This is a genomic window from Geothermobacter hydrogeniphilus, from assembly GCF_002093115.1.
Classification (GTDB): domain Bacteria; phylum Desulfobacterota; class Desulfuromonadia; order Desulfuromonadales; family Geothermobacteraceae; genus Geothermobacter_A; species Geothermobacter_A hydrogeniphilus.
Genome location: NZ_NAAD01000016.1, coordinates 63,035 through 75,710, shown reverse-complemented (window position 1 = coordinate 75,710; position 12,676 = coordinate 63,035). Strand labels below are relative to the sequence as shown.

Below are 12,676 nucleotides of genomic sequence, written 5' to 3'. Positions count from 1 at the left end.
ATCAATTGATCTGCACGATACGGCCGTTCTGGACCTGCAGCAGGAAGAGTTCCTTCTCCGCCTCCCCCTGGAAATCGAAACTGGTGGCACCGGTCACTCCCGGATAATGACTCAGCCGGCTGAGAGCCAGGCGCACATCCTCGCGGGTCGTGACGTCGGGACGTTCAAGGATGCTCAGCAGCAGTCCGGCGACATCGAAACCCTGAGCCTCAAGAATCGACGGCTCCTCGCCGTAGCGGTCATAGTAGAGACGGACAAAGTCCTCGACGAAGGGGTAGCTGCTGTGACGGAAGAAACCGTCCGGAAAAACCGCGCCCTCGACATAGCGGCCGGCATTGCGGACCAGGTCAGGAGAATTCCAGCCGTTGATGCCGAGCAGCGGAATATTTTCGATCCCGTAGAAAGGCAGTTGGGGGGCGATCAGAGCCACCATGTCGGCATAATCGGGAATGAACAGGGCATCGAAGTCGACCGCCGGAAAATCAGGGACGAAGAGGTCCTCAAGCTGCTCCTCCTCGGTCATCTCCGCCGGCTCGTCCGGCGCTTCGGGATCCTGCCCCATCAGCATCCTGATCTGCCGCCTGAAATCGGTGGCATCGGTCGGATAGACCTCCTCATCGACCACCAGCCCGCCGAGAGCGAGGACTTCTTCAGAAAACAGGCGCGCGAACTCCTCACCGAGCCGGTTCTGCGGGCGCAGAATGCCGAAGGAGGTGTAGCCCTTTTCCTCGACCGCGTAACGGGCCAGGGCCCGGACCTGCAGCCGACTGGTCAGGGTATCGCGAAAAATGTAGTTGCCGAGTTCGGGGATACCGTCACGCTGGGAGAGGGAAATCAGCGGCACCTGCTGCTGCTGGGCCTGACCGGCCGCCGTCAGGGCACGGGTGCCGGTAATCGGCCCCGCCAGGGCCATGACCCGCTCTTCGTTGGCCAGCCGGTCAACAACCAGGGCGGCATCTTCGGCACCGGCCACATCACGGTAAATAAAGCGGATGCCGCTGTCGGGATGCAGCTGCAGGGCGAGGTCCATTCCCTTGCGGATCAGTTCACCAAAGGCGGCATAGCGACCGGAAAGGGGCAGCATGATGCCCACCGCCCGCTGCAGCCAGGGCTGACCGGTCAACCGATCGAGCAGCAGCACCGCGTCGCGCCGGTAGGCAAAGGGGGTCGGATCGGCCACCAGCTTTCGGACCAGTGGCAACGCCTGCTCGGTCTGTCCCCGGGAAACCAGGCGCTGCGCCTGCTGCAGCAGGGCATCCTGGCCGATGGCGGTGCCGGTGAACATGAACGCGGCTTCGTCGAGGTCGGCGGCATCCAGGGAGTCGAGCAACTCGTGGGCCAGTCGCAGCAGGGTTGTTCGATCCCCGGCTGCTGTGTTTTCAGTTGCCAGTTGACGGTGCAGCACCAGCAGTGCCTCCAGCGTCCGCTGCTCAGCCGCCAGACCGCGGGCCAGGGCGTCCGCCCGCAGGACCTGGTCGGCAGGCAGCAGATCGCCGGGAGACAGGGCGCTCAGGCGCTCCACGCCGTGCGAAGGATCCCCCTCGGCGATGTCGAGCGCCCCCTGCAGCAGACGCCCTTCCGGTGTTTCTTCCAGCTCCGGAATCCGCTCCAGGTAGAGCCTGGCGTCGGCATACTGCTGCCGCTGGTAAAAAATCCGCGTCAGGGTCAGGTAGGCCCGGGAATTGAATGAGGAATGGGGATAGCGGACGACAAAACCACGCAACAGGCCGAGAGCGGTGTCCAGGTCTCCCTGAAGATAGGCGGCCCGCCCGCGTTCGAAGGTCTCGCGTTCGGTCAGCGGCCGGCTCGCAAGACTGCCGGGAAGTTCGACCGCCGGCAGAACAACCGGGGCCTGGCCGATCAGGACCAGCAGCAGAATCAGCAGCAGGCGCCGCATCATGAAACCTCCTTCAGTGCAACTCGACCATTTCAGTCGAACAGTTCCTTGACCTTGTCAAAAAATCCCTTGCCCAGCGGGTTGACATCCTCGCCCCCTTCGCGGGCGAATTCTTCCAGCAGTTCCCGTTGCCTGGGGGTCAGCCGGGTCGGGGTTTCAACCCGGACCACCACCAGCTGGTCGCCACGGCCGTAACCCTGCAGCACCGGAATACCCTTGCCAGGGAGCTTGAAAACCTTGCCCGACTGGGTCCCGGCCGGGACCTTGAGACGCATCTTGCCGTCAAGGGTCGGTACTTCAAATTCGCAGCCGAGGGCCGCCTGGGTGAAGGAAATCGGCAGTTCACAGATGACGTCATTTCCTTCCCGCTGGAAGAGCGGGTGGTCCTTGACGGTAATCACCACATACAGATCGCCCGGAGGGCCGCCGCCGGTTCCCGGTTCACCTTCGCCGTGCAGTTTGAGTCGATTGCCCGACTCGACCCCGGCCGGAATCTTCAGGGACAGGGCCTTCTTGCCCCGGATATGGCCGCTGCCACGGCACTCGGGGCAGGGGTTCTCGATCACCGTCCCCTGGCCGCCGCAGTCCGGGCAGGGGCGGGTAAGGGAGAAGAAGCCCTGCTGGTAACGGACCTGCCCGGCCCCCTGACAGGTGCCGCAGGTTCGCGGCGCGGTCCCCTTGCGGGCGCCGCTGCCGCCGCAGGAATCGCAGGGCTGATGGCGGGGAATCTGGACCTTGGTTTCCAGACCGAAAGCCGCCTCTTCAAAACTGATCGTCAGGTTGTAGCGGAGATCGTCCCCGCGACGTCCACGACTGCCGCGACGGGTTCCACCACCGCCGAAGATATCGCCGAAGATATCGCCGAAGATGTCCTCAAACGGACTGCCGGAAAATCCACCGGAGGAAAATCCGCCCATTCCTTCCATGCCGGCATGGCCGAACTGGTCGTAGTGAGCCCGTTTCTGAGCGTCGGACAACACCGCATAGGCTTCGGAAAGTTCCTTGAACTTTTCCTCGGCGGCCTTGTCTCCGGGATTCTTGTCGGGATGAAACTTGATCGCCAGTTTCCGGTAGGCCTTCTTGATTTCAGTTTCGCTGGCGTTCCGGTTGACCTGGAGGATATCGTAATAATCGCGCTTGGCCAAGGGTCCTCATTCTGTTCGGGGGGACAGGTTCTGACTGTTGTCCAGGCGGCCCCCTGAATCAGGGAAACACCGGCAAAACAGGCGGTCGGAGCAGCCGTACCGGCCGCTCCGACCTTCGGGAACCATTATTTCTTGCTGTCGTCGACCTCTTCAAACTCGGCATCGACAACGTTGTCATCCGGCTTGGCCTCGCCCGCGGCCGCCGCTTCACCGCCTTCGGCCTGGGCCTGCTGGTACATGATCTCGGCCAGTTTGTGCGACGCCTGGGCCAGGGCCTCGGCCTTCTGGTTGATGACCTCCGCGTCGTCCCCGTCGAGAACTCCCTTGAGTGCCTGAAGAGCGGTTTCGATCTCGGTTTTTGTTCCTGCATCCACCTTGTCGCCATGCTCGGAGAGGGCCTTCTCGGTGGTGTAGATCAGGCCGTCGGCCTGGTTGCGGGCCTCGATCAGCGCGCGTTTCTTCTTGTCTTCGCTTTCGTGCGCTTCGGCTTCCTTGACCATCCGCTCGATCTCCTCCTCCGACAGTCCGGAAGATGCGGTGATACGGATCGACTGCTCCTTGCCGGTGCCGAGGTCCTTGGCGCTGACATTGAGAATGCCGTTGGCATCGATGTCGAAGGTGACCTCGATCTGCGGTACGCCGCGCGGCGCCGGAGGGATGTCGGTCAGTTCGAAACGACCGATGGTCTTGTTGTCGGCCGCCATCTCCCGTTCACCCTGCAGCACGTGTACCGAAACTGCCGGCTGATTGTCGGCCGCAGTGGAAAAGACCTGGCTCTTCTTGCTCGGGATGGTGCTGTTTTTCTCGATCAGCTTGGTCATCACCCCGCCGAGGGTTTCGATGCCGAGGGAGAGCGGCGTGACGTCGAGCAGCAGCACATCCTTGACTTCGCCCTTGAGAACACCGCCCTGGATGGCGGCGCCGATGGCGACCACCTCGTCCGGGTTGACCCCTTTGGACGGGGTCTTGCCGAAGATCTCCTTGACCTTCTCCTGCACTGCCGGCATGCGGGTCATGCCGCCGACCAGGATGACCTCGTCAATTTCGGAGGCGGACAGCCCGGCATCCTTGAGGGCGGTCTTGCAGGGTGCGCTCAGTTTCGCCAGCAGGTCGCCGCAGACACTCTCCAGTTTAGCGCGGGAGAGCTTGATGTTGAGATGCTTCGGTCCCGACTGATCGGCGGTAATGAAGGGCAGGTTGATGTCGGTTTCCATCGAACTGGAAAGCTCGCACTTGGCTTTCTCGGCCGCTTCCTTGAGCCGCTGCAGGGCCATCTTGTCGCCACGCAGGTCGATGCCCTGGTCTTTTTTAAATTCGTCGGCGACATAATCGATGATGCGCTGGTCGAAATCCTCACCACCGAGGAAGGTGTCGCCATTGGTCGACTTGACCTCGAACACTCCGTCGCCGAGTTCAAGAATCGAGATATCGAAAGTGCCGCCGCCGAGATCGAAGACGGCGATCTTCTGCTCATCCTTCTTGTCGAGACCATAGGCCAGCGCGGCGGCAGTCGGCTCGTTGATGATGCGCAGCACGTTGAGTCCAGCGATCTTGCCGGCATCCTTGGTCGCCTGCCGCTGAGAGTCGTTGAAATAAGCCGGCACGGTGACCACCGCGTCGGTGACTTCTTCTCCGAGGTAGTCCTCAGCGGTCTGCTTCATCTTCTGCAGCACCATGGCGGAGATTTCCGGCGGGCTGTATTTCTTGCCGCGCGCCTCGACCCAGGCGTCCCCGTTGTCCGCCTTGATGATTTTGAAGGGGCTGATTTCGATATCCTTCTGCACCGCTTCGCCGTCGAACTTGCGACCGATCAGGCGCTTGATGGCGAACAGGGTGTTTTCCGGATTGGTGACCGCCTGACGCTTGGCCTGCTGACCGACCAGCCGCTCGCCATTTTCGGCGAAGGCAACCATCGACGGGGTTGTCCGGGCCCCCTCAGCATTGGCGATGACGTTCGGTTCGCCGCCTTCCATAACGGCAACGCACGAGTTGGTGGTGCCGAGATCGATTCCGATGACTTTTCCCATGGGTTTATATCCTCCTTTGAACTCTGTTGTTCTCAGTCTTCACTGGTCTGTGGTTTTTCTTCCGCTTCGGATGCGGAGGAATCGCTTGTCTGCTCTGTTTCAACCTCAGGGGCCTTGGCCACCATCACCAGGGCCGGACGCAACAGGCGCTCATTGAGCAGGTAGCCTTTCTGCAACTGCTGGACAACGCTGTTGGGCGGAATCTCACCGGTCACCACCTGCCCCATGGCTTCATGGCAGGCGGGGTCGAAAGGCTTGCCGACCGCGTCGACCGGTTTGACACCGAACTTTTCGAGGGCGCGCGCGAACTGGTCGAGGGTCATCTCAACCCCTTCAAGCAAACCGGCGGTATCGGTATCGTTCTCCCGGGCATGCTCCACCGCCCGCTCGAGATTGTCGATGACCGGCAGGATTTCACGCAGAATCCCTTCGTTGGCAAAACGCAGCGCGTCCTGCTTGTCGCGTTGCATCCGCTTGCGGAAGTTTTCCATTTCGGCCTGGCTGCGCAAATAGAGATCCCAGTTTTTACCGGCCTCTTCGCGAGCGGCGGCCAGCTCTGCCGCCAGGTCTTCGGTGGCGGCCTGCGCCCCGACCTCTTCGGTTTCAGCCTCCGGCTGCAGATTCCCGGTCGATTTTTCTTCCGGTTCCTGGTTCTGCTGCTTGGTCACTTTCTTTTTAGCCACTGCGAATCAACTCCTAGTCAAGATCGCCGTCAAGCACCTGGCTCAACAGGCGGGCGGTGTAGTCAACAACGGGAATGACCGACGAATAATTCATACGGCTCGGGCCGATCACACCCAGGGCCCCGATGGTGCCGCGTTTACTGGCGTAATGGCAGGTGATCAGGCTGCAACCCTGAATGCCGGTGATGCCCGGCTCACTGCCGATGAAAATCTGCACCCCGTCCGCCTGCTGACTGCGGTTGAGCAGGTCAATCAGGGTGCTTTTCTGCTCGAACGCCCGGAACAGGCCGCGCATGGTTTCAACATTCGCGAATTCCGGCTGATCAAGAATATTGCTGGTCCCCTCGATAAAGACTTCGCCGCCGAGGTTCTCCTTCAGTGCTTCCCGGGAAAGCTCCAGAGTACGACTCATGAGCCGATCATAGCGAGCTTTTTCCTCCTGCATTTCAGCGAAAATCTTTTCTTTCACCTGCTGGATGGAAAGCCCGGCCAGGGTCCGGTTCAGGTAATTGGAGATCTGTTCCAGTTCTCGACGGGAAATCGGCTCACGGGTTTCGATGATCTTGTTCTGCACCAGGCCGCTACGGGTAACGAAGACGACCAGCACCCGTCCCTCGGACAACGGTACGAATTCAATGTGCCGAAAGACCGTGGTTTCGAGCCGCGGCGCCATCACCAGGCCGGTGTAATGCGAAATCGAGGAGAGGGTTTTGCTGACATCACGCAACACTTCCTCGACCTTGCGTCCGCGCAGCTGGTAACGACTTTCCAGCTGTTTTCGTTCAGCGCTGTTGAGCTTGCGCACCTGCAGCAGCGAGTCGACGTAAAAGCGGTAGCCCTTTTCGGTCGGAACCCGGCCGGCGGACGTATGCGGCGACTGCAGAAACCCGTACTCCTCCAGGTCCGCCATGACGTTGCGGATGGTGGCCGGAGACAGGCCGAGCTTGTGCCGCTTGGCCACGGTACGCGAACCAACCGGTTCGGCGGTGGCGATATGCTCTTCGATAATCGCCTCAAGAATACTACGATTACGTTCGCCAAGTTCGGTTGACATAATGACACCCGAGAAAAAAATGGAGCCGGACAAACCGGCCCTTCTTCCTTTTCCAACAGCGCTGCTGCCGCCGGTCCTCTGTTAGCACTCTCAGTCTTCGAGTGCCAGCGGCGTACAAAATAACAACGCCCCCGACCTTTGTCAAGGCGGCCGGAATGGAAAAAATATCTGATTAAGTTAAAGAAATTCGCGGATCAGCCGATCGTAGATCAGCCACTGCCGCCAGCCGAAACGCCGGCAGCCATCACACGCCGTGAGTTGCCCGGCCAGGCGCTCCAGAGGGGCGTTGAAAACGGTATCAAAAGAGCATCCGAAACGCTCCTGAAATGCGGCCACATCCACTCCGACGGCGGTTCGCAGACCGAGATAAGCGGTTTCCGCCATCGCCCCCCGGCGGTCAAACTTCTCCAGGGACCGCATCGGGTCGATCCCGGCTGTCAGCATGGACCGGTAACTGTCCAGATCCGGAGGGACCGCCAACCGCTGCCCCCAGGCCCGGGAACAGAAGCTGTGCGCCCCCGCCCCCAGGCCGAGGCAGGCGGTCCGCCGCCAGTAACCGAGATTGTGGCGGCATTCCGCGCCCGCTCGGGCAAAATTGGAAATCTCATAATGCCCGTAACCGGCGGCCGTCAAACGATGATGAATCTGTTCGTACATCTCCGCGTAGGTTTCCTGCTCCGGTAGCGCCGGTCGCGGATCACGGCCCCAGGGGGTTCCCTCTTCGAGACTGAGGCCGTAGATGGAGACATGCTCTGTCCGCAGCTCCAGCAGCCGCTCGAGGTCGGTTGCGAGTTCCGCGGGGGTCTGTCCCGGCAGGGCGAACATCAGGTCGCAGGAGATCTGTTCGAAGCCGGCCGCCCGGGCCCGGGCAACGACCTTTCTGACCGCGACGACGTCATGCAGCCGCCGCAGCTGCCGCAGACGCCGGTCATTCATGCTCTGCACGCCGATTGACAGGCGATTGACGCCGCAGGCCCTGAGATCCTCAAGGTAGTTCATCGTGAGAGTCCCCGGATTGATCTCGACGCTGATTTCCGCATCGGCGGCAAGTCCGGGGCCGGCGGCAACAGCCTCCAGGATCGTACCGAGCTGGGCCGGAGCCAACAGAGAAGGGGTGCCGCCGCCGAAAAAAACGGTGGCAAAAGGGCCCTGCCAGCCGGCGGCCGTCGCCAGTTGCAGCTGGCGAATCAGCAGCTGATGATAATCGGCCAGCTGGTCGAGACAATCATCCCGGGAATAGAAGTCGCAGTAGGGGCATTTACGGCGGCAGAAAGGGATATGCAGGTAGAGGCCGGACATGGACACAATCTAGCCCCATTTGCCTCGGAAGCCAAGAGGGAGCTGGAGGCTGGGAAAACCTGACACGGGAGAAGTGCTCCGGCAACACAAAAGAGCCGCCCCGGAGAACGAGGCGGCTCAAAAGTGCCCGGATGCGAGGCGCCTCCCGGCCGAGGGAGTGAGGTGTAGCGGCAGCTACTCCGCAGCGACCGAGACCGGGAGCAACGAAGCAGACGGGTGCTTTTCAGCCGCCGCCCTCAGTGAAAATCGTTCATGTGGTGGGCATTGACAATCAAGTGCAGCCAGATGCTGGCGGCGTAGCCGAGAGCGATGGCCCAGGTCCATTTCAGGTGCTGGCCGAATGTGTACTTGCCGCGGGCCGTTCCCATCAGGCCGACCCCGGCCGCGGAACCGATGGACAGCAGGCTGCCGCCGACTCCGGCGGTCAGAGTCACCAGCAACCACTGGCCGTGCGACATATACGGATCCATGGTCAACACCGCGAACATCACCGGGATGTTGTCGATCACCGCCGACAGGACCCCGACCAGCACGTTGGCCCAGGTTGGACCGAGGTCGGTGTAGAAATAGTTGGAAGCGAGCGCCAGGTAGCCGAACTGGGACAGACCGCCGACGCAGAGGATAACACCGTAAAAGAAGAGCAGGGTGTCCCACTCCGCCTTGGCGACCTTGCGGAACAGATCGAACCCCGGAGCGTCATGACCGTCGCCGCCGACATTATGCCCGGTGATATCGAGCGGATTGTCCCCGGTGTGCACGGCTCGCAGATCTTTCTGTTTCAGGTAGAAACCGAAGAAAGCCAGGTAGCCGAAACCGAGCATCATGCCGACCGCCGGGGGCAGGTTGAGATACTGATGAAAACAGACCGCGGTAATGATCGTCAGCAGAAAAAGAAACATGATGCGGCGCGCGCCGACCTTCATGGTGACCATCTCGCCGTGGGTTTCCGGACGCTCCTTGGGAACGGCAAAACTCATGATCAGCGCCGGTACCAGCCAGTTGACCAGTGACGGCAGGAAGATGGCGAAGAATTCAATGAAATCAACCCGTCCCTTCTGCCAGACCATCAGCGTGGTGATATCGCCGAAGGGAGAAAAGGCACCGCCGGCATTGGCGCCGACGACAATGTTGATGCAGGCGACAACGACGAACTTGGTATTGTCACGCGCCACCGCCATGACCACCGCCCCCATCAGCAGCGCCGTGGTCAGGTTGTCGGCAATCGGCGAAATGAGAAAGGCGAGCAGGCCGGTAATCCAGAAGACGGTACGCAGCGTGAAGCCCTTGAGTACCAGCCATGAACGCAGCGCCTGGAATACGTTGCGCTCCGTCAGGGCGTTGATATAGGTCATCGCTGAGAGCAGGAACAGGAACAGTTCGACATATTCGACCAGGTTGTGGCGGATCGCCACTTCGGGAGCGTGGTGATCGCCGATGGCGGCGTAGGCGAGCGCCACCAGGACCCAGATGACACCGGCCGCCAGCAGCACCGGCTTGCTTTTGCGCAGGTGGATTTTCTCTTCCAGGATCACCAGCGCGTAGGCGGCGACGAAGAGAATCAGCGCGAGATAGCCGTAACCGGTACTCGCCAGGGCGGTATCGATCTGGGGAGCACCTTCACTCGCAAGAACTGACGAACTCCCCAACAGACACAACATTACGGACAAAAATAAGTGCTTCACGGGTCCTCCTGAACAGGCAAGCCTGATTGGAATCCACACCGGCCGGCAGGGGGCGGCACGGACAGAATGTTTCGGGGTGGCCAGTGGAACAAAAGCAGGCCCGTCTCCTCCCGACGGACCTTTAAAACGCCTTGTTTTGTAGCACCGCCCTCCGGGGGTGTCAAGCAAATCCGGGGCCCTGACCGGGCTTGTGGGCTGCCCGCGGGTTGGCTATAATAATTCTTTGACACATCTTCCAGGACTCTGAATCGATATATAAAAACAGCGTTCTGTTTTTCTCAAAGAGAGGTTTTATGCTGTCTCGCGTGAAGGTATCCAGTCTTCAGTTCCACATCGCCCTGGGTGAAATTAAAACAAATCTGGTGAAGGCGACAGCCGCCCTCGGCCGGGTCGCCGATCAGGGTGCGCAACTGGCCGTTCTGCCGGAAATGTGGAGTTGCGGCTACGACTACAAGCGACTGCCGGAACTGGCGATGGAAACGCCGCGGGTCCTGGACGAGCTCTGTCGGATCAGCGAAGAGAGCGGGATGGTCATTGTCGGCAGCCTGCCGGAAAAAGAGCGGGAGAATGTTTTCAATACCGCCTACGTCATCGACCGGGGGCGGGTAGCGGGCCGTTACCGCAAGCTGCACCTGTTTTCCTTCATGGGGGAAGACCGGTTTCTGAGTTCCGGAAAAGAGAGTCTGGTGGTCACGACCCGTGTCGGTCGGCTCGGCGTGGCAATCTGCTACGATCTGCGCTTCCCCGAACTGTTCCGCAAGCTGACCCTGGAAGGGGCGGAGATCATCTGTCTTCCGGCCGAATGGCCGAAACCGCGCCAGGATCACTGGCGAACCCTGCTGCGCGCCCGGGCGATCGAGAACCAGCTCTTCATCGCCGCCACCAACTGCTGCGGCGTGCAGGGCAAACTCGATTTTTTCGGTATGAGCCTGCTGATTGAACCGCGCGGCGACGTTCTTGCCGAAGCCGGGGCAACCGACACCGAACTGATTGCCGAATTCGAATTCGCGCAACTGCAGGACTATCGCGCCCAGATCCCCTGCGCCGATGACCGGCGACCGGAGGTCTACGGCAAGTTGCCCTAGTCGGCTGAGGAAAAACGCCCATCTGCTGCGTTGTCCTCCCCCTGCGTCAACGACGTACCTTCCGGTACGCCTTATTCCGCAGGCTTTCGGACGCCTTGCATCTGGGCATTTTTGCTCAGCCTGGGGAGCGTGGTTTTTCGGCCTCCTGCTGCCGGGGGTGGAAAAAGGCTACTTCTTTTTCATCCCCGCCTTGAACAGGTCGGCAAAGGTGCCCATCCCCCCGGAAGAGGGCTGTTCGAGATAGCTGTTCTGCTCTCCGGTTTCGCCTTCCGTCGCCGGAGCCAGGGAAATCCGCCGCGCCTCGCGATCAACCTGTTCAATGGTCACCCGCAGTTGCTGGCCGACCATCAGTTCTTCCTTGGGATGCCTGATGCGGCGGCCGCCGCCCAGTTTCGAGATGTGCAGCAGTCCGTCCAGGCCTTCATCGAGGGTGACGAAGGCGCCGAAGTTGGCCAGCCGCGAGACGGTGCCGGTATGGGTGGTGCCGACGGCGAAAACGGTTCCCACCCGGTCCCAGGGGTCGGCCAGAGTGTCGCGCAGGCTGAAGGAAAACCTGTTGTTTTCCCAGTCACAGGACTTCACCGCCACCTCCAGCTGCTGGCCGACATGGAGGACTTCGTTGATGTCCTCGACACGCCCGTAACTGATTTCGGAAATCGGCAGCAGACCCTCGATGCCGCCGATATCAACGAAGGCGCCGAAATCACGGATGTTGGTGACCGTCCCCTGAACAACCTGCCCATCCTTGAGGGTTGTCCGCAATTCCTCGCGCTGTTGCCGCCGCTCCTCCTCCAGGATCTCGCGGTGAGAAACGACAATGTTGCGTCCCTGCTCACTGAACTGGCTGATCTTGAAGGACAGGGTCTGGCCCAGCAACGTCTCGGGATTCTCCTCCCGCCGCAGACCGAGCTGGGAGAAGGGACAGAAGGATCGGACGCCCCCGGGAAGGCGGATCTCGTAGCCCCCCTTGATTTCCTTCTCGATCCGTCCCTCGACCGGGATCCCCCCCTGCCAGGCCTGTTCCAGCTGTTCGGTGCCCGAAGCGCCGCCACCGAGACGGGTGGTGAAACGCAACTCGCCGCCGGCACTGGAGATAAAGTAAACCGCCAGGGTATCGCCGACCGTGACCGTCAGCCGCCCGTCGGCATCCTGCAGCTCCCTGACATCGAGGACCCCCTCCCCTTTCTGGCCGACATCGAGAAAAATCCACTCGCTGCCGATCTGCAGAACCTTCGCCTCGACCTTCTGTCCCGGTTCGATGCGGAGACCGGTTGTGCTCAGGCTCTGCTCCAGCAGGGCGGCGAAATCTTCCTCTTCATTCGGATCAAAATCCTTATCGTCGCTGTTCATGGGCAATCCTTGTGAGAAGGGAACGGCTCAGTCCTTGAGGGGCTGGGCGCTGGCGCGGAAACGCCGCGGTACCTGCTGCAGCGAATCGGCGAACTGCAGGGCGCCGTCCTGATCGACGTAGAGGTAACGCCGGCTCGGAACGTACGTCTTGCCGACGGCCGGCACCGCTGTTTTCAAGGGGACAACGGCCGTCGCCGGCTTGACAGCCGGTTTTTTCTCCGCCGCGTCGATCAGCTGTTCGATACTCGGCCGACCGGTGGCCCCGAACATGGCCAGCAGTCGATTGCGGAAGTCACGGTAGAAGACCTGGACCTCACGCACACCCGGCGCCGGCAGAGGAACCTTGAGCAGCAGCTGGTCCATCCCCGCCAGCAGGACACAGAAGACCAGCCCCCAGATCAGAAATCGTCGCAATCCTTTCATACCGCCACAGGCTAGCGCCTGCCCCGGCTGC

The 12,676-nt window shown here is 61.1% G+C and carries 10 protein-coding genes; 1 reads left to right on the top strand and 9 read right to left on the bottom strand.

From position 1 onward, the window contains the following. Window position 1: 1 nt before the first annotated feature. The 7 genes from B5V00_RS12635 to nhaD all read right to left on the bottom strand — a co-directional run bounded on the left by B5V00_RS12635 (window position 2) and on the right by nhaD (window position 9,763). Window positions 2-1,900, bottom strand: coding sequence for a penicillin-binding protein activator (locus B5V00_RS12635; RefSeq protein WP_085011166.1), 1,899 nt, complete (start codon window positions 1,898-1,900; stop codon window positions 2-4). Between the two features lie 29 nt (window positions 1,901-1,929). After that, complete coding sequence (gene dnaJ / locus B5V00_RS12630; protein ID WP_085011165.1) at window positions 1,930-3,042, bottom strand: molecular chaperone DnaJ; 1,113 nt, start codon at window positions 3,040-3,042, stop codon at window positions 1,930-1,932. Window positions 3,043-3,167: 125 nt separating this feature from the next. After that, window positions 3,168-5,069, bottom strand: a complete 1,902-nt coding sequence (gene dnaK / locus B5V00_RS12625; protein ID WP_085011164.1) for a molecular chaperone DnaK — start codon at window positions 5,067-5,069, stop codon at window positions 3,168-3,170. A 32-nt stretch (window positions 5,070-5,101) separates the two neighbouring features. Further along, window positions 5,102-5,737 (bottom strand): nucleotide exchange factor GrpE, encoded by a 636-nt coding sequence (gene grpE, locus B5V00_RS12620; RefSeq protein WP_085011194.1) that lies wholly within the window; start codon window positions 5,735-5,737, stop codon window positions 5,102-5,104. Between the two features lie 28 nt (window positions 5,738-5,765). Then, the gene (hrcA, locus tag B5V00_RS12615) at window positions 5,766-6,806 is read right to left on the bottom strand and encodes a heat-inducible transcriptional repressor HrcA (RefSeq protein WP_085011193.1); all 1,041 of its coding nucleotides are present in this window, start codon (window positions 6,804-6,806) and stop codon (window positions 5,766-5,768) included. A 177-nt stretch (window positions 6,807-6,983) separates the two neighbouring features. Next, window positions 6,984-8,105 (bottom strand): radical SAM family heme chaperone HemW, encoded by a 1,122-nt coding sequence (gene hemW, locus B5V00_RS12610; RefSeq protein ID WP_085011163.1) that lies wholly within the window; start codon window positions 8,103-8,105, stop codon window positions 6,984-6,986. A gap of 236 nt (window positions 8,106-8,341) precedes the next feature. Further along, complete coding sequence (gene nhaD, locus B5V00_RS12605; RefSeq protein WP_085011162.1) at window positions 8,342-9,763, bottom strand: sodium:proton antiporter NhaD; 1,422 nt, start codon at window positions 9,761-9,763, stop codon at window positions 8,342-8,344. Window positions 9,764-10,080: 317 nt separating this feature from the next. Here nhaD and B5V00_RS12600 point away from each other — a divergent pair, with 317 nt between their 5' ends. Then, window positions 10,081-10,872, top strand: coding sequence for a carbon-nitrogen family hydrolase (locus tag B5V00_RS12600; protein ID WP_085011161.1), 792 nt, complete (start codon window positions 10,081-10,083; stop codon window positions 10,870-10,872). Between the two features lie 168 nt (window positions 10,873-11,040). On the opposite strand, the gene rpsA is transcribed toward B5V00_RS12600, so the two are convergent. Together rpsA and B5V00_RS12590 are read right to left on the bottom strand one after the other, a co-directional pair. After that, window positions 11,041-12,222: a 30S ribosomal protein S1 gene (rpsA, locus tag B5V00_RS12595; protein ID WP_085011160.1), complete on the bottom strand. Its 1,182-nt coding sequence runs from the start codon at window positions 12,220-12,222 to the stop codon at window positions 11,041-11,043. A gap of 27 nt (window positions 12,223-12,249) precedes the next feature. Beyond that, window positions 12,250-12,636 (bottom strand): hypothetical protein, encoded by a 387-nt coding sequence (locus tag B5V00_RS12590; RefSeq protein WP_139800765.1) that lies wholly within the window; start codon window positions 12,634-12,636, stop codon window positions 12,250-12,252. Window positions 12,637-12,676 lie beyond the last annotated feature (40 nt).